Raw genomic sequence first — 21,061 nt, 5'->3', positions numbered from 1 at the left:
CGACGGTCTCCGGCTCAGCCGACGACCTGCAGCGACAGCCACAGGGCCGCCACGGCCGGCACCAGCGCGGCCGGGGTGGCCAGCAGGCCCAGCCGGGTGAACTCCCCGAGCCCCACGTCGTGTTCGTGCCGGTGCACGATCCGCCGCCACAGCAGCGTGGCCAGCGAACCGGCGTACGTCAGGTTGGGGCCGATGTTCACCCCGAGCAGCACCGCCAGCACGGCGCCCGGCCCGGCCGCGGCGGTCAGCGGCAGCAGGACCAGCACCGCGGGCAGGTTGTTGATCAGGTTCGCCAGGACGGCGGCCAGCACGGCGACGCCGAACAGCGCGAGCAGGCCGGAGCCCGAGGGCACGATGCGGTCGAGGGCGTCGGCCAGCCCATTGTCGACGACCGCCCGCACCACGATGCCCAGCGCCAGCACGAACGCCAGGAAGGCCGGAGCCGAGGCCCGCACCACTGTCAGCGGCGTCGCCTTCCGCCGTACGAGCGAGCGGGCGGCCAGCACCAGCGCGCCCGCGGCGGCCACCCAGGCCGGCTCCACGCCCACCGCGGACGCCACGGCGAAACCGGCCAGCGTGCACCCCACGGTGATGAGCGCGAACAGGGGCAGCTCGGGTGTCTCGCCCGGCTCGGAGGGCTGGGCGGCGATCCGCAGGTCGTCCGCGAAGAAGCGACGGAACACCAGGTACTCGGCGCCGATCGCGACCAGCCACGGCAACGTCATCAGCAGGGCGAACCGGGTGAAGCTCAGCCCGCTCGTCTCGAACGCCAGCAGGTTCGTCAGGTTGGACACGGGCAGCAGCAGCGAGGCCGTGTTCGACAGATGGGCACACGCGTACAGGTGCGGCCTGGCCCGCACTCCGGCCCGGGCCGCGGTGGCGAACACCACCGGCGTCAGCAGCACCACCGTGGCGTCCAGGCTGAGCACGGCCGTGATCACCGAGGCCAGCACGAACACCGCGCCCAAGAGCCGCCCCGGCGAGCCCGTGGCCCGGCGGGCCATCCAGGCCCCGCACGCCTGGAAGAGCCCCTCGACGTCGCAGAAGTGGGCCAGCACCAGCACCGCCGCGAGAAAGCCGACGACGGGCCCGAGCCGCGCGGCCTCCTCCCGCGCGTGGTCGAGCGAGATCGCGCCGGTGGCGATGACGAGCCCCGCGGCGGGAACGGCCAGCACCGCCTCCGGCAGGCCCTTCGGCCGCAGGACGGCGAAGGCGAGGACGGCGACGAGCAGGAGGACGGACAGCGTCTCGGCGAGCGGGGTGTTCAGGGCAGGGTCCTTCGGAGCGGACAGAGGCGGGATGATCCATCAAAGCAGCTCACAGTAAGAAACCGCTCCCGCCCCCGCCTCTCAGGCGCCCGTGCCCGGGTTGAAGACCGTCAGGAACACCGAGGAGGAGTTCCCCGACACGGGCACCTGACCGCCCGTCCACGTCACCTTCAGGGAGGCGCGCTCGTCCGGCGGGGTCACGAGCAGCGCCGCCGGGGTGGCCGGGTGCGCGCCGCTGACCTCAGGGTTGGAGAACGTCAGCCCCGCCCAGGCACTGTGGCCCGGGGCCAGCGTCACGGTCGTCGGAGTGCTCCCCGACTCGCGCTTGGGGTCCGGTCCCAGCTGCTTGCCCGACGCGTCGACGAACGCGGCGCCGGGGAAGCCGCGCACCGTGCAGGTACGGGACGAGGCGTTGGTCAGCACGATCGGGAAGTTCTCCTGCCCGGCCCCCGGGTCGTTGCGCCCGACGGTGGCCCGCAACTCGGAGGTGTGGCACCGGCCGGAGGTGCCCGCTGCGGCCGAGGACGTGGTCCCGGAGGACTTGGTGGCCGCGGCCTCGCCCGAGGGGCCCGTCGACTGGGTCGCGGAGTCCGTCGCCGTCGCGGGCGCGCTCGTGGAGCCGTCCGTGGCGGGCGCGGCCGTACCGGGCAGGGTCGTCGGAGAGCTCGCCGTGCCGTTGCCGCCGCTGCCGCAGGCCGTCAGCAGGCCGAGCAGCGCGGCCGTGCCCGCGAGCAGGGCCGTCCGGTGGACGGAGGGGGACTTCTTCGCCATGGTTCTCAGCACTCCCAGTCTCTTCACGCACCCGCCGCGGCGGGTGCGTACGGCGCTCTGTGCCCCGTCATGTATGTCCGATGCGCGCCGGGACGAAAAAGTTCTGGCGCGAAAAGAGTGTTCCGGGTCAGTTTCCGAGGTGTACCGAAGTCAGGACATGATCGGTTGCCGTCGCCCTGCCCCGCTCGCGGATCTGCACGTACACCCGTGGCCGCCCCGCGCCGTGGGCGGGGGCGAGCGCGGCCTCGGTGACGGATCCGCCGGAGTCCCGGCAGCCGCTCCACGCGCGGACCCTGCCGTGCCACACGGCGCCCGTGTAGGCGCGGGCGCCGTCGTAGTGGCAGCCGGGGTGGGTGAGGGCGTCCACGGCGGCCGCGAGGTCCCCGTCGCCGGTCCGGCCCACGAACACGCCGTTCACGTCCGCCGTCAGGTCCTGCCACTTCGCCAGGTCGTCCGCGACGACGAACGCCGGCTGGTGCCCCGCGGGCAGTCCCAGCACGCGCGGGTCCCAGCCCGAGCCGCGCAGCTGACGGCCCCAGCCGCGGGGCACCTCGGCCGCGAGCCGGCCCGTCGTGTCCGTCGCGCGGACGTCGGCGGGCGGGGCGGGGGAGCGGTGAGACAGCGCCAGCGGTACGGCGACGGCCGTGGCGCACACCGCCAGGGCGCCGGCCAGTGCGAGGGCCGCGCGGCGCGGCCGGGGTCGGTACCCGGGCGCGGCGAGCCGCTCCAGTTCCTCGGCGAAGGCCCGCGCGCCGGGCCAGCGCCGTTCCCGGTCCGTTTCCAGCGCCCGCAGCAGGGCCCGCCGCACTGCCGGGTCCAGGCCCGGACGCAGCCGGTCGGGCCGTACGATCCTGCCCGGCTCGCCCGGGACGGCGCCGGTGACCAGGTGGTATCCGAGCGCCCCCAGGCTGTACACATCGGCCCGGGCGTCGATGCCGCTGCCCGCGGTGGCCTGCTCCGGCGGCCGGTAGCCCGCCGACCCGGCGGCCTGGGTGAGGCCGGACGCCTGTGCCAGGCTCTTCGCGAGCCCCAGGTCGGCCAGCAGTACCCGCGAGCCGCCGCCGGGGGAGGAGCACAGCAGCACGTTGCTCGGTTTGATGTCCCGGTGCACGATCCCCGCCTCGTGCAGCGCGGCCGCGCCGCGGGCGGCCGCCGCCGTCAGCCGCAGCGCCTCGGGCACCGGCGGCGGACCGTCGGCGACCAGGTCGGCGAGGGTGCCGCCGTCGGCGTACTCCATGACGAAGTACGGCCGTCCGTCGGGGAGTTCACCGATGTCGTGGACCTGCACCACCCGCTTGGAGCCGGCCTGCCGAAGCATCCGCGCCTCCGCCAGGAACCGCTCGCGGACGTCCAGGCGGTGGGACCAGTTGTCGGCGAGGACCTTGACCGCCACCGGCGCCCGCAGCTCGTCGTCGTGCGCGAGCCAGACGGTGCCGAACGCGCCCGCGCCAAGGCGCCTTTCGAGCCGGTAGCGCCCGATCCGCTCGACGGAGTGCATACGACTATCATGCCTGGCCGTGGACCGATCCCGAGCAGAGCACCTGGTCGCGCCCGTCGAGGACCTCGCCCGGCACGCGGCGGCCGGGGACCGCGCGGCACTGGAGGAACTGCTGCGGACGGTCCGGCCCGAGGTCCTCCGGCGCTGCGGCCGCTTCCTGCCCTGCCGGGAGGACGCCGAGGAGGCGGCCCAGGACGTCCTGCTGCAACTCGCGCGGAAGATCGGCACGTTCGAGGGGCGCAGCCGCTTCGGCACCTGGCTGCACACCGTCGTGGCCAACTGCTGCCGGCAGAAGTACCGCGAGCTCAAACGGCGCTCCGCCGAGGTGCCCGCACCGGCGGACGAGGCGCCGCGGGCCGACCCGCGCACCACCAGCGTCATCGCCGGCTCCCGCGTCGACCTGCTGGAGGCGCTGGAGCGGCTGGAGCGCGAACACCCGCAGCTCGTCGAGCCGTTGGTCTACCGGGACATCTGCCAGCTGGAGTACGCCGAGGCCGCCGAGCGCGCCGGGATTCCGCTGGGCACGTTCAAGTCGCGGCTGCACGAGGCCCGCCGACAGGTCAGGCCCTGGCTGACGGACATGTCCTGAGCGGGCGGCGGTGACCGCGCCGCCGGCGCACGTCAGTCCGCGTCGAGGAGTCCGATCTCCGCCCAGATCGTCTTGCCCTCCCCCGTGTGCCGGCTGCCCCAGCGCTCGGTGAGCTGCGCGACCAGCAGCAGCCCGCGGCCGCCCTCGTCCCACGTCTTGGCACGGCGCAGGTGCGGGGCCGTGTGACTGGTGTCGGACACCTCGCAGATCAGCGTGGCCGCGTCGTGGATGAGCCGCAGCCGGATGGGGTGGGCGCCGTACCGGATCGCGTTGGTGACCAGCTCGCTCACCACCAGCTCGGCCGTGAACGCGGCCTCCTGAAGACTCCAGGTGTCCAGCTGCTCGACGACCTGCTTGCGGATCGGGGCCACCAGCGCCGGGTCGGCGGGGATGTGCCAGGTCGCCACCTGGGAGGCGGGCAGCCCGCGGGTGCGGGCCAGCAGCAGCGCCACGTCGTCCTGGGCACCGCCCGGCGGCAGCAGGGCGTGCAGTATCCGGTCGCAGGTCTCGTCCAGCGACTCGGAGTCCGTCGCCAGGGAGTCGCACAGCAGGCGGTGGGCGGCGTCCACGTCCCGCTCGCGGGTCTCGATCAGACCGTCCGTGTAGAACGACAGCATGCTGCCCTCGCGCAGTTCCAGCTCGGCGCTCTCGAACGGCAGCCCGCCCAGGCCCAGCGGCGGCCCGGCCGGCAGCTCGACCTGCTCGGGCGCGCCTCCGGGCGGGACCACCACGGGCGGCGGATGGCCCGCGCGGGCGAGCGTGCAGCGCCGCGACACCGGGTCGTAGACCGCGTACAGGCAGGTGGCGCCGACCTCGCCGGGGCTGCCGTCGCCTCCCGCCTCGTCGGACAGCCGCACCACCAGGTCGTCCAGGTGGGTCAGGAGCTCGTCCGGAGCGAGGTCGATGTCGGCGAGGGTGCGTACGGCGGTGCGCAGCCGGCCCATGGTGGCCGAGGCCTGGATGCCGTGGCCGACGACGTCCCCGACGACCATGGCCACCCGCATCCCGGACAGCGGGATCACGTCGAACCAGTCGCCGCCCACCCCGGCGCGCGCCGCCGGGAGGTAGCGCGAGGCGGCGTCCACGGCGGCCGTGCGGGGCAGCGAGCGGGGCAGCAGGCTGCGCTGCAGGGCGAGGGCGGTCTCCCGCTCCCGGGAGAAGCGGCGGGCGTTGTCGATGCACACGCCGGCCCGCGCGGTGATCTCCTCCGCCAGCAGCACGTCGTCCGCGGTGAACGGGTCGGGCCGCCGGAACCGGGTCAGGACCGCGACCCCGAGGGTGAGCCCGCGGGCCTGGATGGGCACCGACATCGTGGAGTGGATGCCGTACTCCTTGACCCGGTCGGCGCGCGCCTTGTGCCAGCTCAGCCACTGGTCGATGTCGCCCCGGGCGACCGAGGCGACGATGGTGCGGCCCGCCACCAGCGAGTCGGCCTGGGGGGAGCCCGCGGGGTAGTGCTCGATCTGCCCGGGCTTGAGGACGGCCTCCGGGGTGCCGGGGTTCACCGAGCCGTGCGCGGCGCGGCGCAGGCCGATCGGCGCGCTCAGCCGGGGCGCGAGCTCACCGTGCTCCGTCGAGTCCAGCAGGTCCACGCTGACCAGGTCGGCCAGCGCCGGGACCAGGACGTCGGCCAGCTCCTGCGCCGTACGGGGGACGTCGAGGGTGGAGCCGATGCGCACGCTCGCCTCGTTGACCAGTTGCAGCCGCTCCCGGGCGAGGTAGTTGTCGGTGAAGTCGTGCGCGGCCAGGCACACGCCCCGCACCCGTCCCGCGGCGTCCGTGACCGGGGCCATCCGGGCGAGCCAGGCGTGCGCGCCGTCCTCACCGCCGGTGCGCATCCACGTCTGGACGTCCAGTGACCGGCCGCTGGTGAGCACCCGGAGCATGTGCCGCTCCAGGTCCTCGCTCTCGGGCTTGCCGCCGATCTCGGGCAGCCGCAGTCCCTGCATGAGGTGCTCGGGCAGCCCGATCACCTCGGCCATGGCGTCGTTGACCCGGCGCAGCCGCAGCCGGTCGTCGTAGACGGCGACGGCGCAGGGCGACTGGGTGAGCGCCGCGGTGGCCAGCGGGTCGTCCTCGGCGGGCGGGCCGCCGCCGTCCAGTGGGCTGAACAGCAGCCAGCGGCCGGCATCGCCGAGCCGGGCGGGCCGGTGATGGGCGAGCAGCCAGGTGGAGACCTCGTGGCCGTCGCGGTGGCGCAGCGTGACGGTGCCGTCCCAGCGGGGGCCGAGCGGAACGGTGACGTCCACCTCGGCCAGCAGGCCCCGGGCGGGGCGCCCCAGGACGTCGGCGGCGGGCCAGCCCAGCAGGAGCTCGGCGCCCGCGTTCCACTCGACGAGCGTGCCGGAGTCGTCGACGACGGCCCGAGCCGTCGCGGCATCGTCGAACGGATACTCCGGGCTCATCGCCACTCCATCGCGAACACTCACAGTGAACCGCTGGGTCACTTCGGTTCCAGACTAGTCCGTCGGCGTCCGACGCGGACGTCGAACCCCGTCGCCCGCGCGGCGGGCGGGTCAAGGGGGAAATCCGGACGTTGTGGCCGCTGAGGCAGAAGGGGCTCGCCGCACCCTTGACGCCGCCGCGTGGGCCACCGTCAGAATCTGTTTGTTCACGATCAGTTGTGAGTACTTCTGGGCCCTGATGAGGGAGAGCCGCCATGACGGTCACTCGCAGATCGGTTTTGCTCGCCTCCACCGCCGCGCCGGCGGCCGGAGTGCTCCTCGCCACTCCGGCGGCCCGGGCCGCCGAGGCCGCCGGGAGCGGGTCCGGGCGGCTGACGGTCGCCCTGCGTGACGGCTGGCGCTTCGCCCTGGTCGACCCGGGCGGGATCACCGATCCGACCGGTGCCTACGCGAACGCCCCCGACCCCGGATACGACGACTCGGCGTGGCGCGAGGTCGCCGTCCCGCACGACTGGAGCATCGAGCAGACCCCCACCACCGAGCACGGCACCACCAGCGGCACCGGCTTCTTCCCCGGCGGCCTCGGCTGGTACCGCCTGGCCTTCACCCTGCCGCCCGCGCTGGCAGGCAAGCGGATCTCGGTGGAGTTCGACGGCGTCTACATGGACTCCTACGTCTACTGCAACGGCACCCAGGTGGGCCGGCATCCCTACGGCTACACCGGCTTCGCCCTCGACCTCACCGACCTCGTGCACACCGACGGCACGACCACGAACGTGATCGCCGTCAGGGTCCAGAACCAGCTCCCCAGCAGCCGCTGGTACTCCGGCAGCGGCATCTACCGCGAAGCCCGTCTGGTGATCACCGATCCGGTGCACGTGGAGCGCTGGGGCACGTACGTCACCACGCCCGACATCACGGCGGAACGGGCCGTGGTCCGGGTGCGGACCGCGGTGGTGAACGAGTCGGGCGCCGCGGGCCCGGTGGAGATCAGGTCGGCCGTGCAGGACCCCGCCGGCCGTACGGTGGCCCGCGCGGCGACCACCGTCACGGTCACCGACCGGGCGGCCGGCACCCATGAACTGGCCGTGCCGAAGCCCCTGTTGTGGGACTTCGCGACCCCGGAGCACCGCTACACCCTGGTGACCGAGCTTCGCGTCGGCGGGAAGCCCGTCGACGCCTGCCGCACCACCTTCGGCATCCGCGGCTACCGCTTCGACCCCGACGAGGGCTTCTCCCTCAACGGCACCCCCGCCAAGATCAAGGGCGTCGACCTCCACCACGACCAGGGCGCCCTCGGCGCCGCCGTCAGCCTCGACGCGGTCCGCCGGCAGATGACCATCATGAAGTCGATGGGCGTCAACGCCTTCCGCACCTCCCACAACCCGCCCTCGCCGCAGATGATCGAGGTCTGCGAGGAACTGGGCATCGTGATGATGGTCGAGGCCTTCGACTGCTGGAGGACCGGCAAGACCAAGTACGACTACGGGCGCTTCTTCGACGAGTGGTGCGAGAAGGACGCCACGGAGATGGTCCTCGCCGCCCGCAACTCGCCCGCGGTGGTGCTGTGGTCCATCGGCAACGAGATCCCCGACTCGACCTCGACCGCCGGCCTCGCCATGGCCGACCGGATCATCGGCGCCATCAAGGCCGCCGACGACACCCGGCCGCTGGTGATCGGCTCCAACAAGTACCACAACCCGCCGGCCAAGGGCTCCGCGGCCGACCTGATGCTGGCCAAGCTCGACGGGCTCGGTCTCAACTACAACACCGCCAAGTCGGTCGACGCGCTGCACGCGGCCTACCCGCACCTGTTCCTCTTCGAGTCCGAGTCGTCGTCGGAGACCTCGACCCGCTCGACGTACCAGGAGCCCGAACACCTCAACACCGGCGAGAACCACACCCCGGGCGGACGCGCGACCTCCTCGTACGACAACAACCTCGCCTCCTGGACCATGAGTGGCGAGTACGGCCACAAGAAGGACCGGGACCGGAATTGGTTCGCCGGGCAGTTCCTGTGGTCCGGCATCGACTACATCGGGGAGCCGACGCCGTACAACGTCTTCCCGGTGAAGGCCTCCTTCTTCGGCGCGGTGGACACGGCCGGCTTCCCGAAGGACATGTACCACCTCTTCCGCAGCCAGTGGACGGCCGAGCCGATGGTGCACCTGTTGCCCATGAGCTGGAACCACGAGGAGGGCGACACGGTCGAGGTGTGGGCGTACTCCAACGTCGGGACCGTCGAGCTGTTCCTCAACGGGAAGTCCCTGGGCACCCGTTCGTTCGACACCAAGAAGACCGTTGACGGCCGCACGTACCTGGAGACCACCGAGGCGACCGGCGACGACAAGACCTTCACCGGCGGCCCGTACCCCGGCAGTTACACCAGCCCGAACGGCAGCGCGGGCAAGCTCCACCTGATCTGGGAAGTGCCGTTCGCACCGGGCGAGTTGAAGGCGGTGGCCCGACGGGACGGCAAGGCGGTCGCGACCGACGTGCTGCGGACGGCGGGCAGGGCGCACGCCGTACGGCTCACCGCCGACCGCAAGTCCGTGGCTGCGGACGGGCGTTCGCTGCTGTTCGTGACCGCCGAGATCGTCGACGCGCGCGGGGTGGTCGTGCCCGACGCCGAGGACCTGATCACCTTCGACGTCGACGGCGGCTCCCTCGCCGGACTCGACAACGGCCGCGAGGAGAGCGCCGAGCGCTACCAGGCCACCACCCGGACCGCCTTCCACGGCAAGGCGCTCGCCATCGTGCGTTCGGGCACCAAGGCCGGCCGGCTGAAGGTGACCGCGCGGGCACAGGGCCTGCGGGCCGGTACGGCGACGGTGCGCACCACCCCCGCCCGCTCGGCCGCGACGACGCCCGCGCCGAAGTTCGCCCCCGAGCAGCCTGCTGCCCGGAACTACCCGTTCGCGGACGCCAGTTACTCCGGACGCCCGGACACCCTGCCCGCCGCGATGCTCGACGGCGACACGGCCACCGGCTGGTCCAACGCCTTCGCCAAGTCGGCCACCGCCCTGCTGCCCGCGTTCAGCGGGGCCCGACCGAAGGACTGGGTGTCCGTGGACTTCGGGCGGCGCCGGAGCATGAGCCGGGTGGAGGTCTCCTTCACCGTGGACGCGGCGCACGGCCTGCCGGCGTCCGTGGAGGCGGCCGTGTGGGACGGCGACACGTTCGTGCCGGTCAAGGGGGTTTCCGTCGACTGGGCCACCGCCTCGGACGCGCCGAGCGTCATCACCTTCGACGCGGTGAGCGGCTCCCGGCTGCGGCTCACCCTGACCAGCCGCCACCCCGGTGAGGCCGCCGGCGCGGTGCGGATCAGCAAGCTGGAGGTGCCCGCCGGCTGAAATGCCGGCCGACGGCCCGGACGGCAAACCAGTGCCGTCCGGACCGTTGACGCGGTGTCATGGCGCCAACAAGCATGAGCTGCGTCCGCATCTGGGAGCGCTCCCATCACTCGGTGGTGGGGGCGTCACCCGCACCTCCGCCCGAGGAGCCCAGACGTGAAACGACGCAGAACCGTCCCGCTGACCCTGACCGCCCTGCTGGGCGCGGTGCTGACCGGAGTGCCCGCCGGGCCGGCCGCCGCCGACGAGGTCGAGCAGCTCAAGAACGGCACCTTCGACACCACCACCGACCCCTGGTGGACGACGACCAACGTCAGCGCGGGACTGTCCGGCGGGCAGCTCTGCGCGGACGTGCCCGGCGGCACGACCAACCGCTGGGACGCGGCCGTCGGCCAGAACGACGTCACCCTGGTGAAAGGGGAGTCGTACAAGTTCGGTTTCAAGGCGTCCGGCTCGCCCGAGGGACATGTGGTGCGGGCGATCGTGGGGCTGCAGGTGTCGCCGTACGACACCTACTTCGAGGTGAGCCCGCAGCTCAGCGTGTCCGGCGACACCTACTCGTACACCTTCACCTCGCCCGTCGACACCACGCAGGCACAGGTCGCCTTCCAGGCCGGCGGCAGCGCGGACGCCTGGCGGCTGTGCATGGACGACGTCTCGCTGCTGGGCGGGGTCCCGCCGGAGGTGTACCACCCCGACACCGGCCCACGGGTGCGCGTCAACCAGGTCGCCTATCTGCCCGCAGGCCCCAAGAACGCCACCCTGGTCACCGACGCCGTCACGAAACTGCCCTGGCAGCTCAAGAACGCCGGTGGCACCACGGTGGCCCGCGGCTGGACCGTGCCGCGCGGCACCGACGCCTCCTCCGGTCAGAACGTCCACTCGATCGACTTCGGCGGCTACCGCAAGGCGGGCAAGGGCTTCACGCTGGTCGCGGACGGCGAGACCAGCCGGCCGTTCGACATCGGCAGGAGCGCTTACGAGCGCCTGCGGCTGGACTCCGTGAAGTACTACTACACACAGCGCAGCGGCATCGCGATCCGCGACGACCTGCGCCCGGGATACGGCCGCCCCGCAGGCCACGTCGGCGTGGCACCCAACCAGGGCGACGCGAAGGTGCCCTGCCAGCCCGGCGTGTGCGACTACACCCTCGACGTCACCGGCGGCTGGTACGACGCGGGTGACCACGGCAAGTACGTCGTCAACGGCGGCATCGCGACCTGGGAGCTGCTGAGCACCTACGAGCGCGAACGCCTGGCCCGCACAGGGGAGTCGGAGAGACTGGGCGACGGCACGCTGGCCATCCCGGAGAGCGGCAACAAGGTGCCCGACATCCTCGACGAGGCCCGCTGGGAGCTGGACTTCCTGCTGAAGATGCAGGTCCCGGACGGACAGCCGCTGGCCGGCATGGCCCACCACAAGATCCACGACGCGCAGTGGACGGGCCTGCCCCTGCTGCCCAGTGACGACCCGCAGAGGCGGGAACTGCACCCGCCGTCCACCCAGGCCACCCTGAACCTGGCCGCCACCGCGGCGCAGGCCGCCCGCCTGTACCGGCCCTACGACCGCGCCTTCGCGGCGAAGGCCCTGACCGCCGCCCGCAAGGCCTGGTCCGCCGCGCTCGCCCACCCGGCCATGTACGCCTCGCCGAGCGACGGCACCGGAGGCGGCGCGTACGACGACACCCACGCCACCGACGAGTTCTACTGGGCGGCGGCGGAGCTGTATCTCACCACCGGGGAGAAGCAGTTCGCCGACTACGTCCTGAACTCGCCCGAGAACACGGCCGACATCTTCGGCCCCCTCGGCTTCGACTGGGGCAGGACGGCGGCCGCCGGACGCCTGGACCTGGCGACCGTGCCCAGCAAGCTGCCCGGCCGCGACAAGATCCGCCGGTCCGTCGTCCAGGGCGCCGACCGCTACCTGGCCACGCTCACCGCACAGCCGTACGGAATGCCGTACGCCCCCGACAACAACCTCTACGACTGGGGCTCCAGCCACCAGGTCCTCAACAACGGGGTCGTCCTGGCCACCGCCTACGACATCACCGGCGCGTCGAAGTACCGCGACGGCGCGGTCCAGACCATGGACTACATCCTCGGCCGCAACGCGCTGAACATCTCGTACGTCACCGGCTACGGCGAGGTCAACTCCCACAACCAGCACAGCCGTTGGTACGCCCACGAACTCGACCCGAACCTTCCGAACCCGCCGAGCGGGACCCTGGCCGGCGGCGCCAACTCCTCCATCCAGGACCCCTACGCACAGAGCAAGCTCCAGGGCTGCGTCGGTCAGTTCTGCTACATCGACGACATCCAGTCCTGGTCGACGAACGAGACGGCCATCAACTGGAACGCGGCCCTGGCCCGGATGTCCTCCTTCGTGGCGGACCAGGGCTGAGGTCCCTCAGGGCCGAGGCTCGTGCTCCACGAGTTCCCTCTGCCGCCGGTGGGCGGTGAGGGTGTGCAGTTCGGCCTGGTCGAGCGGCTGGTGCACCTCGACGTACTCCCCGTGCGGCAGCCGCTTGATCACGCCGGTCTCCCGGCCGTGCGACACCAGCTCCTGATCACGCAGTTGAAGACCGAGGCAGATGCGCCGGGTGGCGAGGAAGACGACCGCCGGGAGCACGAAGAAGGCGACGCGCACCGTCCAGGTGACCGTGTTGATGGACAGGTGGAGCCGGGTGGCGACGATGTCGTTGCCGCCGCCCGCGAGCAGGACCAGATAGAGGCTGATCCAGGCCGCGCCGATGGCGGTGCGGACCGGTCGGTTGCGCGGGCGGTCCAGCAGATGGTGCTCGCGCCGGTCACCGGTGATCCGGGCCTCCAGGAACGGGTAGACGCCGATGAAGACCAGCAGCAGCGGGAACACCACGATGGGGATCAGCACCCCGAGGACCAGGGTGTGACCCCACAGCGTGATCTCCCAGCCCGGCATCACCCGCACCAGGCCCTCCGCGAAGCCCAGGTACCAGTCCGGCTGGGCGCCCGTGGAGACCTGGTCGGGGCGGAAGGGGCCGTAGACCCAGACCGGGTTGATCGTCGCCACCGCCGCGACGAGCGAGAGCGCGCCGAAGACGAGGAAGAAGAAACCGCCCGCCTTCGCCAGGTACACCGGCATGAACGGGGTGCCGATCACGTTGCGTTCGGTCCGCCCGGGACCCGCGAACTGGGTGTGCTTGTGGTGGACGACCAGGATGAGGTGCGCCACCACGAGCGCCGCCATGATGCCCGGGATCAGCAGGACGTGCAGCGAGTAGAAGTGCGCCACGATGTCGTGGCCCGGGAACTCGCCGCCGAAGAGGAACATCGACAGGTACGTCCCGACGACCGGCACCGACAGCAGCGCCCCGTTGACGAACCTCAGGCCCGTGCCCGACAGCAGGTCGTCCGGCAGCGAGTAGCCGAACAGGCCCTCGAACAGGCCGAGGAACAGCAGCAGCCAGCCGAACGCCCAGTTGACCTCGCGCGGCCTGCGGAACGAGCCGGTGAAGAAGTGCCGCATCATGTGCGTCAGCATCCCGGCGACGAAGACGAGCGCCGCCCAGTGGTGCAGCTGCCGGATCAGCAGCCCGCCGCGCACGTCGAAGCTGATGTGCAGCGTGGAGGCGTACGCCTCGGACATGCGGACGCCGTTGAGGGGGACGTAACTGCCGTGGTAGGTCACCTCGTTCATCGACGGGTGGAAGAAGAGGGTGAGGTAGACGCCGGTCAGGACGAGGACGACGAAGCTGTACAGGCAGATCTCGCCGAGCAGGAAGGACCAGTGGTCCGGGAAGACCTTGCGCAGGTACTTCCGGCCGAGCGTGTGGATGCCGAGCCGGCCGTCGAGCCAGTCGGCGACGCGCTCGCCCCTGCCGGGCGTGCGGATGTCGGTCACTCCTCCTCCTTGTGCACGTGCGTGAGCTTGTCGGGGTTGGTGACGATGTAGAGGCCGCTGACCCGGTCGCCCTCGGGCGTGAGGTCCATGACCATCACGGCGTACGGGGAGTCGCCCTGGAACACCACGGCAGCCTCGTCGCCGTTCACCCGGCGGTAGCGCACCTCCAGGCCCTGTGCGTCGCGCCGGCCGGCGTAGGACGCGATGAGGCGGACCGCCTTGTCCCGGCCGTGCACCGGGCGCAGACCGGCCGTCCTGCGCTTGCCGCCGCCGTCCGTCCACACCGTGACGTCCGGTGCCAGGATCTCCATCAGCTCCCCGATGTCCCCGCCGAGCGCGGCCCGCACGAAGCGTTCGGTCGCCTCCCGGCGCACCCGTGGATGGGCTGGGTACAGCGGCCGCCGCGCGTGCACGTGGGCCCGGGCGCGGTGCGCGAGCTGGCGTACGGCCGCCGGGGTGCGGCCGATGATCTCCGCGATCTCGGTGTGGGGGTAGCCGAAGACCTCGTTGAGGACGAACACGGCCCGCTCCAGCGGGGTCAGTGACTCCAGGACCACCAGCATCGCCAGTGACACGGACTCGGTGCGCAGGGCCGGGTCCTCGGTGCCGTCGGGGTCGGCGACCAGGGGCTCGGGCAGCCACGGGCCTACGTAGGTCTCGCGCCGGCGGCTGATCGCGGTGCGGCGCTGCAATGCGTGGTTGACGGCGATGCGGACCAGGTAGGCGCGCGGGTTGGCGATCCCGGCGGGACCGCGGCCGGTCCATGACAGCCAGGTCTCCTGCAGCACGTCCTCGGTGTCGGCGACACTGCCCAGCACGTTGTAGACGAGACTGAACAACAGCTCCCGATGAGCCAGGTAGACATCGGTCGCCTCGTCCGTGGCCGGACTTCCCGAGTTCTGTGTCATATGGGGCCTCCCCGTCGGCGTGCTCACTACTGCGAGGCCCGGGAGGGGGCCGAATGTGACATCGGGAGGCCGGAATGTGACCCAGCTCTCAGAACACGGCGGTCGCGTCACACTCCCTGCCCGCGCCGGCCTCTGGAACGCGAGTCCGACGCAAGGAGACGAGCGATCCGATGAACATCGACTTCACCGCCATGTACGCCTCCCACGACGCCTTCCGCCGCGACCTGGAGCGGCTCGCGCGGGCCGTCGCCGCCGGCCGGGCGGACACACCCGGCGTCCGGGCCGGCTGGGAGAACTTCACCCGCCAGCTGCACATCCACCACACCGCCGAGGACGGCGAGCTGTGGCCCCGGGTCAGGGAGCGCGCCGCCGGCCGCCCGCGCGACCTCGCCCTGCTCGACGAGATGGAGGAGGAGCACTCCCGCATCGACCCGCTGCTCGCGGCCGTGGACACCGCCCTGACGGACCGGGCACCGGAACTGCCCGACCTGGTGGCGGCACTGCGGGCCACCCTCGACGACCACCTGAAGCACGAGGAGGACAGTGCGCTGCCGTTGATGCAGGACGTCCTCACGGTCGCGGACTGGGCCGCCTTCACCGGCCGTATGCGGCAGACGCAGGGGCTGCGCGGGGCCTCTGTGTTCGTGCCGTGGATCGTCGACGGCGCCCCGCCCGCCGACCGCGCGGCCTTCCTCGGAGCCGTACCGCCGCCCGTCCGGATCCTCAACCGACTGCTGTGGCAGGGGAGTTACCGGCGCAGGGGGCTGTGGGCGGGTGTCTAGGCCGCGTCGTGGGGCAGCGGCCGGTCCCGGGTGCAGTCGGTGCCGTACCCGTGGAGAGTGGCATGGCGGCCCCGTCCCTCACGCGAGCATCGGCTGCAGCGCGCCCTCGTGCGTGAGGAGCCGCACCTTGTTCTCGACGCCGCCCGCGTAGCCGCGCATCGAGCCGTCGGCGCCGATCACCCGGTGGCACGGGCGGACGATCAGCAAGGGGTTGGCGCCGATCGCGGCACCCACGGCGCGGATCTCGGCGCGCGGCACGTCCAGCCGGGCGGCGAGCTCTCCGTACGTGGTCGTGCTGCCGTGGGGGATGTCGTCGAGCGCCCGCCACACCCTGAGCTGGAAGTCCGTGCCCTCGGGCGCGAGATCCAGTGCGAACCGGGTGAGGCGGCCGGCGAAGTAGGCGTCGAGCTGCCGCGCCGCCTCGCCGAGGGGGCTGCCGTCGCGCAGCCGCTCGGCACGCACGCGTGGCGCGTTGCGCTGCCCCGGCAGGGACACGGAGGTGAGGGCGGTTCCGTCGCCGCCCAGCAGCAGCTCGCCCAGTGGACTGTCGATCCTCGTGTACGTGGTCATGCCTCCAGTCTGCTGGGCCGTACGGCCTGCGACCGGCGGGAATCGGACGGCAGACTCGACCCGGCCGGGTGCCGGAAGGTACCACCTCGCAGGTGCTCTGAGCAGGAGGTATTTACGATCCAGTACCCCGGCGGTACCGTGAGGACATGCCAGCACTGAATGTGGAGTTCAGCGATCGGGAGCTCGAGGACCTGCGGCAGATCGCCAAGGAACGCGGTACGTCGATGAAGGCGCTCGTGCGGGAGGCCGCCGCCGCAGACATAGCCCGGCACCGGGCCCTGCAAGAGGGTGCAGAAGCGTTTCGTCGCTTCTTCGCCTCCCATGCCGACGAATTCGCGGCCGCCTTCCCCGACGACGAACCACCCGCCGCGGGCGAGGGGCGGGTCGCCTGACCGATGGCATCCGTCATCCACATCGACGTGCCCTGGCTGCTCCAGCGCCACGAAGAGGTACTGCCGGACCAGCCCACCGTCAACGACTTCTCGGCGCTCGTCGCCGCCGTCGCCCGCCACCGCGTCGACCCGCCGCGCCTCGGCGTGGACTCCGACCCGGCCTGGCGTGCCGCGGCCCTGCTGCACACCCTCGCGCTGCTCAAGCCGCTGCCGTCGGCCAACGCCCGGTTCGCCTGCGCGACCGCGGTGGCCTACATGTTCGTCAGCGGCGCCGGCATCGACCCGCCCTACGGCGCCCTCGTCGACCTCGCCCGCGACCTGATCTCCGGCAAGGCCGACGTCTACGGCGCGGCCGACCGGCTGCGCTCCTGGCAGATCTGAGACGCCCTTCTGGGCCGCCGACCGAGGGCGGGAGGAACAAGGTCGGCGGCCCGTGCGGCGCAGGAGAGCCGCCGTCCTGCGCGTGGCCTTCACGAAGGGGCCGCTTCCCAGTGCACTACGGGGTGGTGCGCGCCGGGAGCGTGCGCGGGGCGCCGGCGCGTGCGCCTGTTTCACACGGGGCGCATGGAATGCGGAAAGCTCCAGTGGGCGCGGCGTGTCGCCCTCGTATCTGACTTTCTTTCAACGAGACGGATGTTGCTCAAGTGCCTTGTTGGCTTCGGTGCGTTGTGCAAGGGTGAGCTAGCCGTGCGGGGGGAATGTCCGGGTCTCGTTCGTCCAATCCAGGGGGAGCCGGGTCGGACGGTCGTACCCGAATTCACGCTCCGCGCGCCCGCCGTCCAGAAGGTGTGCACCATCCAGGGGGCCTTTGCGGCGGCCACTGTGCCCGAGTTTCCTATGCGCCTGGGAAGGATTCCGCTCAGTGCCCACCCCCCACCCCCCTCGTCAGCCTCACCCGCCCGTCGGCGGGGTTCCCGGAGAATCCGACGAGCACGTCGCCGCCCGGCTCCGGGGCCGCCCCGACGGAGAGGTGTCCCATTCCGTGGCGCTGCTCATGACGCGCCACTGGAAACCGGCCCGCGACTACGCGGCCATCTGTCTGTCCACCCGCGGCGAACCCGCCGCCATGGCGACGTCCGCAGCCTTCCACCAGGTGCTCGACCGGCTGGCGCTGGGAGAGCCGTGCGTCGCCCTGCGCCCCCGCTTACTCGTCGCCGTGCGCGACACGGTGCGGACGTGGTCCGCGGAGGACCGGCTGGCCGCCGTTCTGCCGGAGCTGCGGAAGCCCTCCGGAGCGCGCGGCATGCGTTCGGCGAAGTTCATGACGCCCGAGAACCGAAAGCTGGCCGACCGTTCTTTCCAGGCTCTTCCTGGAGTCGGCCGGTGTTTGCTCTGGCACACCGAGGTGGAGGCGGAGCCGATATCCGTACCCGCCGACCTGCTGGGCATGGATACCGAGACCGCGACGGCCGCGCTCGAACAGGCGCGGGAGAAATTCCGCGAAGGTTGTGTACAGGCCCACCGGGAACTGGCGCCGACCAAGGATTGCCGGTTCTACAACCGTCTCCTCGACGTTCCGATTCGGCGGGGCGGGGCGTTGCTGCCCGATGTGCAGCACCATCTGACGGAGTGCCGCTACTGCCGTTTCGCCGCGGAACAACTGGGCCATTTCGAAGGCGGGTTGGGAGTGCTTCTCGCCGAGGCGGTGCTCGGCTGGGGCGCGCGCCGCTATCTCGACTCCAGACCGGGCCGCGCGAACCTGCCGGCGCGCACTCGGGGCTCCGCCCGGCACGGCGGCGACCGTCAGCGCATCCTGCCCCGCATCCCGATGCCCGGCCGCGGACCCGAGGGCTTCCCCCGCGCGTCGCGGGCACTGCTGACCGGCGTGGGCGTCGCCTCGGCCGGGCTCATCGCCGTGTTCGCCGTCGTCGGCCTGTGGTCCCACGACGACGGCGTCGACCCGGCCGCGTCCAACAGCGCGAGCGACGGGGCGACGCCGGGCACCGGGGCCGGACCCACACCCGGCACCGCACACCTTCCCTCCGCCCCGGGAACCTCCCGGCTGCGCAACACCGGGGCCGGCCTGTGCCTGGACATCGAGGGCGAGGTGAAGGCAGGGGCCAATACCGGGCTGGCGCAGTGTTCCCGCGCGGTGACCCAGCAGTGGTCGTACGAGAGTGACGGGCTGTTGCGCAGCGAGGCGGACCCGGATCTGTGCCTGGACTCGCACGTCGACGCCGGTGTGGTCGTGCTGGGCGAGTGCGCCGGGGACAAGGGGACGCGGCGCAACGACGTGCGCTACGACCTGACCGTGCAGGGGGAGTTGCTGCCCCGCTGGGACCAGCGGCTCGCGCTGGCGGCCACGACGGCCGGCACGGACGCCGACATCGTCGTCAAGGTCCGGGACGGCTCCCCGGCCCAGCGGTGGCTGGCCGATCCGGGGGCCTCGGCGAGCCCGGGGTCGCTGTCGATCACCCGCACGGAGCGCCCCCAGGTGCGGTGGGCGGCGGGGCGGGGCGCCTGACCGCTGCCGGGCGTGCGCATCACAACAACCCTGTGTCAAGCGGGTGTTCGGCGGTCGGGCAGGGCGGCGGGGCCTTCCCCGGCCGCCCTGCGCGGCGATCGTGCCGAGCTGCTCCTCACACGGATTCCTCGACCAGGTCGGCGGGGCCGATCGTGGCGGGAGTGGCGTGTCCCGACAGGGCGAGGGTGAGGTCCAGTTCGGCCAGCAGACAGCGGATCACGTGCTCCACGCCCGGCTGTCCGTCGAGGCCGAGCCCGTAGACGTAGGGCCGTCCCACGAGGACCGCCCGCGCGCCGAGCGCGAGTGCCTTGAAGATGTCGTCGCCGGTGCGGACGCCGCTGTCGAACAGGACCGTCAGCCGGTCGCCGACGGCTTCGGCGACGCGGGGGAGCGCGTCGGCGGCGGCCACGGAACCCGCGACCTGACGGCCGCCGTGGTTGGAGACGACGACTCCGTCCATCCCCGCGTCGGCGGCGAGCCGGGCGTCGTCGGGGTGCAGGATGCCCTTCAGGACGATCGGGCCGTCCCAGTTCTCCCGCAGGAACGCCAGGTCCGGCCACGTTTTGGCCGGGTCCGCGAACATGCCGACGAAGTGCAGCACGGCCGCGTTCGGGTCCTCGTGCACCGGCTTGGCCAGGGCCGCCTGGAAGGCCGGGTCGGAGAAGTAGTTGGCGGTACCCACGCCGTGCAGGAAGGGCAGGTACGCCTGGTCGAGATCGCGGGGGCGCCAGGCCAGCAACGGCGTGTCCAGGGTGACGACCAGCGCGGTGAACCCGATGGCCCTGGCCCGGTTCAGGAAGCTCCGGGCCACTTCGACGTCCTTGGGCCAGTACAGCTGGAACCAGCGCTCGGCGTCCCCCATCGCCTCCGCGACCTGCTCCATCGGGGTGCTGGAGGCGGAGGAGAGGATGTACGGCACGCCCTGCGCGGCGGCGGCCCGGGCGGCGGCCGACTCCGCCTCCGGGTGCATGATCGACAGCACGCCGACCGGGGCCAGGGCCAGCGGGGCGGGCAGGGACCGGCCGAGCACCTCGACCGACAGGTCCCGCTCGTGGACGTCCCGCAGCATGCGCGGCACGATCCGGCGCCGCTCCAGGGCCGCACGGTTCGCGCGTGCCGTGCTGCCGTCGCCCGCGCTGCCGGCCACGTAGCCGACAGGTCCGGGGCCGAGGCGCCGCTCGGTCAGTTCCTCCAGCCGCGTCAGATCGGTCGGCAGGCGCGGCACGGCACCTGACAGCCCGTTGAGATAGATCTCGTACTGGAAGTCCGCCCAGTGCTTGCCCATCCGTACGTCCCGCCTCTCCTCGTCGAGTACGCGCCGTGGTGACCATACTCGGCGGTATGCGCGGGGCCGCACACCGGCCGTCGGCGGGGGAGCGCGAGGACAAGGGGGCAGGATCGAGGAAGGGGCGGGTGAGTGCTGCGGGGCGGACGGCCGGTCGCCACCGCTGGGGTGCGCGGGGGGCGTGACGGCCGTCCTCTCGGCGGTCCGTCGACCGTACGGCCGGGCGCAGGACCCGCACCAGAGGACGTTTCAGCCCGCCTGCGGCCCCCAGGTGTACGAAACCTCCATCACTCCTCGTCCGTCGGCGCGTCCTCCGGCTCCGGCTCGGCGTCCGGACCCTGTGCCCGGACCCGCTGGACGTGTTCGAGGGACTCGCGCAGTTCGGTGAGCCAGTCGTCGGTGTGACGCTGCACCAGGCGCACGCACCAGGCGAGGGCGTCACTGCGGCTGCGGGCGACCCCGCCGGCGATGAGGGTGTCGAGGACCTGCCGCTCGGGCTGGCGCAGCCGGGTCATGACGGGCGCGGCGACATGGGTGAACAGGGCGCGCCGGCCGTCGCACACCACACCCCAGGACACCTTCCGGCGATAGCGGTGCTCCGCCTCGCGGGCCACCTCGATCCGGGCCTCGCGGGTCCGTTCGCGGAACTCCTGGATCCGGCCCTCCACCGCGGCCTCCCGCTCGGCGTCCGAGGCGTCCTCGGCGAGCCGGGGCGCGGGGATCCGGCCGATCACGGTGATCTCCTCGCGGTCGACCGTGACCTCGACAGGCTCCTCGAAGAGGTCTTCGGGCAGCCGGCCGGTGAGCCAGCCGCGCAGATTCTCTCGCTGCTCGTTCGTAATCATGTAATGACGATTACTCGACTGCTTCATGAACGCAAGGGGGTGTGGAGGAGTC

16 protein-coding genes are annotated in these 21,061 nt (G+C 72.3%); 7 read left to right on the top strand and 9 right to left on the bottom strand.

What is annotated here, in order from left to right; all coding sequences use genetic code 11:
• Positions 1-14: 14 nt before the first annotated feature.
• From ACQF4J_RS06670 to ACQF4J_RS06660, 3 genes are all read right to left on the bottom strand, one after another.
• The gene (locus ACQF4J_RS06670; RefSeq protein ID WP_427168573.1) at positions 15-1,268 is read right to left on the bottom strand and encodes an arsenic transporter; all 1,254 of its coding nucleotides are present in this window, start codon (positions 1,266-1,268) and stop codon (positions 15-17) included.
• A gap of 81 nt (positions 1,269-1,349) precedes the next feature.
• Positions 1,350-2,039: a DUF4232 domain-containing protein gene (locus tag ACQF4J_RS06665; protein WP_427165073.1), complete on the bottom strand. Its 690-nt coding sequence runs from the start codon at positions 2,037-2,039 to the stop codon at positions 1,350-1,352.
• Between the two features lie 127 nt (positions 2,040-2,166).
• Positions 2,167-3,537, bottom strand: a complete 1,371-nt coding sequence (locus ACQF4J_RS06660) for a serine/threonine-protein kinase (RefSeq protein ID WP_427165071.1) — start codon at positions 3,535-3,537, stop codon at positions 2,167-2,169.
• Between the two features lie 19 nt (positions 3,538-3,556).
• Between ACQF4J_RS06660 and ACQF4J_RS06655 the strand changes: the two genes are divergently transcribed.
• Positions 3,557-4,126, top strand: coding sequence for an RNA polymerase sigma factor (locus ACQF4J_RS06655; RefSeq protein WP_351580608.1), 570 nt, complete (start codon positions 3,557-3,559; stop codon positions 4,124-4,126).
• Positions 4,127-4,158: 32 nt separating this feature from the next.
• On the opposite strand, the gene ACQF4J_RS06650 is transcribed toward ACQF4J_RS06655, so the two are convergent.
• Entirely contained in the window at positions 4,159-6,531 is a 2,373-nt protein-coding gene (locus ACQF4J_RS06650; protein WP_351805734.1) for a SpoIIE family protein phosphatase, read from the bottom strand.
• Positions 6,532-6,785: 254 nt separating this feature from the next.
• Between ACQF4J_RS06650 and ACQF4J_RS06645 the strand changes: the two genes are divergently transcribed.
• Both ACQF4J_RS06645 and ACQF4J_RS06640 read left to right on the top strand, forming a co-directional pair.
• Positions 6,786-9,884 carry a glycoside hydrolase family 2 TIM barrel-domain containing protein gene (locus ACQF4J_RS06645; RefSeq protein ID WP_427165068.1) on the top strand — a complete coding sequence of 1,033 codons (3,099 nt, stop codon included), beginning with the start codon at positions 6,786-6,788 and terminating at the stop codon, positions 9,882-9,884.
• A 156-nt stretch (positions 9,885-10,040) separates the two neighbouring features.
• Positions 10,041-12,284 (top strand): glycoside hydrolase family 9 protein, encoded by a 2,244-nt coding sequence (locus tag ACQF4J_RS06640; protein WP_427165066.1) that lies wholly within the window; start codon positions 10,041-10,043, stop codon positions 12,282-12,284.
• 6 nt (positions 12,285-12,290) lie between these two features.
• Here ACQF4J_RS06640 and ACQF4J_RS06635 read toward each other — a convergent pair whose 3' ends face one another.
• Together ACQF4J_RS06635 and sigJ are read right to left on the bottom strand one after the other, a co-directional pair.
• A complete protein-coding gene (locus ACQF4J_RS06635) occupies positions 12,291-13,763 on the bottom strand; it encodes a cytochrome b (protein WP_427165064.1) in 1,473 nt (490 codons plus the stop codon).
• Positions 13,760-14,671, bottom strand: a complete 912-nt coding sequence (sigJ, locus tag ACQF4J_RS06630) for an RNA polymerase sigma factor SigJ (protein ID WP_427165062.1) — start codon at positions 14,669-14,671, stop codon at positions 13,760-13,762. The genes ACQF4J_RS06635 and sigJ overlap by 4 nt, the downstream gene beginning before the upstream one ends.
• A 170-nt stretch (positions 14,672-14,841) precedes the next feature.
• Here sigJ and ACQF4J_RS06625 point away from each other — a divergent pair, with 170 nt between their 5' ends.
• Positions 14,842-15,453, top strand: a complete 612-nt coding sequence (locus ACQF4J_RS06625; protein ID WP_427165060.1) for a hemerythrin domain-containing protein — start codon at positions 14,842-14,844, stop codon at positions 15,451-15,453.
• A gap of 78 nt (positions 15,454-15,531) precedes the next feature.
• Here ACQF4J_RS06625 and ACQF4J_RS06620 read toward each other — a convergent pair whose 3' ends face one another.
• Positions 15,532-16,023: a methylated-DNA--[protein]-cysteine S-methyltransferase gene (locus ACQF4J_RS06620; RefSeq protein WP_351581410.1), complete on the bottom strand. Its 492-nt coding sequence runs from the start codon at positions 16,021-16,023 to the stop codon at positions 15,532-15,534.
• A 146-nt stretch (positions 16,024-16,169) separates the two neighbouring features.
• Here ACQF4J_RS06620 and ACQF4J_RS06615 point away from each other — a divergent pair, with 146 nt between their 5' ends.
• From ACQF4J_RS06615 to ACQF4J_RS06605, 3 genes are all read left to right on the top strand, one after another.
• Entirely contained in the window at positions 16,170-16,415 is a 246-nt protein-coding gene (locus ACQF4J_RS06615) for a hypothetical protein (protein WP_249840694.1), read from the top strand.
• 3 nt (positions 16,416-16,418) lie between these two features.
• Positions 16,419-16,796, top strand: a complete 378-nt coding sequence (locus ACQF4J_RS06610) for a toxin Doc (protein WP_142145486.1) — start codon at positions 16,419-16,421, stop codon at positions 16,794-16,796.
• A 481-nt stretch (positions 16,797-17,277) separates the two neighbouring features.
• Positions 17,278-18,879, top strand: a complete 1,602-nt coding sequence (locus ACQF4J_RS06605; RefSeq protein ID WP_351805744.1) for an RICIN domain-containing protein — start codon at positions 17,278-17,280, stop codon at positions 18,877-18,879.
• A 115-nt stretch (positions 18,880-18,994) separates the two neighbouring features.
• Here ACQF4J_RS06605 and ACQF4J_RS06600 read toward each other — a convergent pair whose 3' ends face one another.
• Positions 18,995-20,164 (bottom strand): lactate 2-monooxygenase, encoded by a 1,170-nt coding sequence (locus tag ACQF4J_RS06600; protein WP_427165056.1) that lies wholly within the window; start codon positions 20,162-20,164, stop codon positions 18,995-18,997.
• 287 nt (positions 20,165-20,451) lie between these two features.
• On the bottom strand, positions 20,452-21,009 hold the full coding sequence (locus tag ACQF4J_RS06595; RefSeq protein WP_427165054.1) for a hypothetical protein: 558 nt from the start codon (positions 21,007-21,009) through the stop codon (positions 20,452-20,454).
• Positions 21,010-21,061 lie beyond the last annotated feature (52 nt).

The sequence above is a fragment of the Streptomyces sp. C1-1 genome (assembly GCF_050214755.1).
Classification (GTDB): domain Bacteria; phylum Actinomycetota; class Actinomycetes; order Streptomycetales; family Streptomycetaceae; genus Streptomyces.
This window is presented reverse-complemented; position numbering and strand designations above follow the sequence as displayed.

Excerpts from the sequence above, each read along its gene's own strand:
- ACQF4J_RS06595 (WP_427165054.1), bottom strand. The coding sequence starts at position 21,009 with ATGATTACGAACGAGCAGCGAGAGAATCTGCGCGGCTGGCTCACCGGC.
- ACQF4J_RS06645 (WP_427165068.1), top strand. The coding sequence starts at position 6,786 with ATGACGGTCACTCGCAGATCGGTTTTGCTCGCCTCCACCGCCGCGCCG.
- ACQF4J_RS06665 (WP_427165073.1), bottom strand. The coding sequence starts at position 2,039 with ATGGCGAAGAAGTCCCCCTCCGTCCACCGGACGGCCCTGCTCGCGGGC.
- ACQF4J_RS06615 (WP_249840694.1), top strand. The coding sequence starts at position 16,170 with ATGCCAGCACTGAATGTGGAGTTCAGCGATCGGGAGCTCGAGGACCTG.
- ACQF4J_RS06620 (WP_351581410.1), bottom strand. The coding sequence starts at position 16,023 with ATGACCACGTACACGAGGATCGACAGTCCACTGGGCGAGCTGCTGCTG.
- ACQF4J_RS06660 (WP_427165071.1), bottom strand. The coding sequence starts at position 3,537 with ATGCACTCCGTCGAGCGGATCGGGCGCTACCGGCTCGAAAGGCGCCTT.
- ACQF4J_RS06600 (WP_427165056.1), bottom strand. The coding sequence starts at position 20,164 with ATGGGCAAGCACTGGGCGGACTTCCAGTACGAGATCTATCTCAACGGG.
- sigJ (WP_427165062.1), bottom strand. The coding sequence starts at position 14,671 with ATGACACAGAACTCGGGAAGTCCGGCCACGGACGAGGCGACCGATGTC.
- ACQF4J_RS06650 (WP_351805734.1), bottom strand. The coding sequence starts at position 6,531 with ATGAGCCCGGAGTATCCGTTCGACGATGCCGCGACGGCTCGGGCCGTC.
- ACQF4J_RS06610 (WP_142145486.1), top strand. The coding sequence starts at position 16,419 with ATGGCATCCGTCATCCACATCGACGTGCCCTGGCTGCTCCAGCGCCAC.
- ACQF4J_RS06625 (WP_427165060.1), top strand. The coding sequence starts at position 14,842 with ATGAACATCGACTTCACCGCCATGTACGCCTCCCACGACGCCTTCCGC.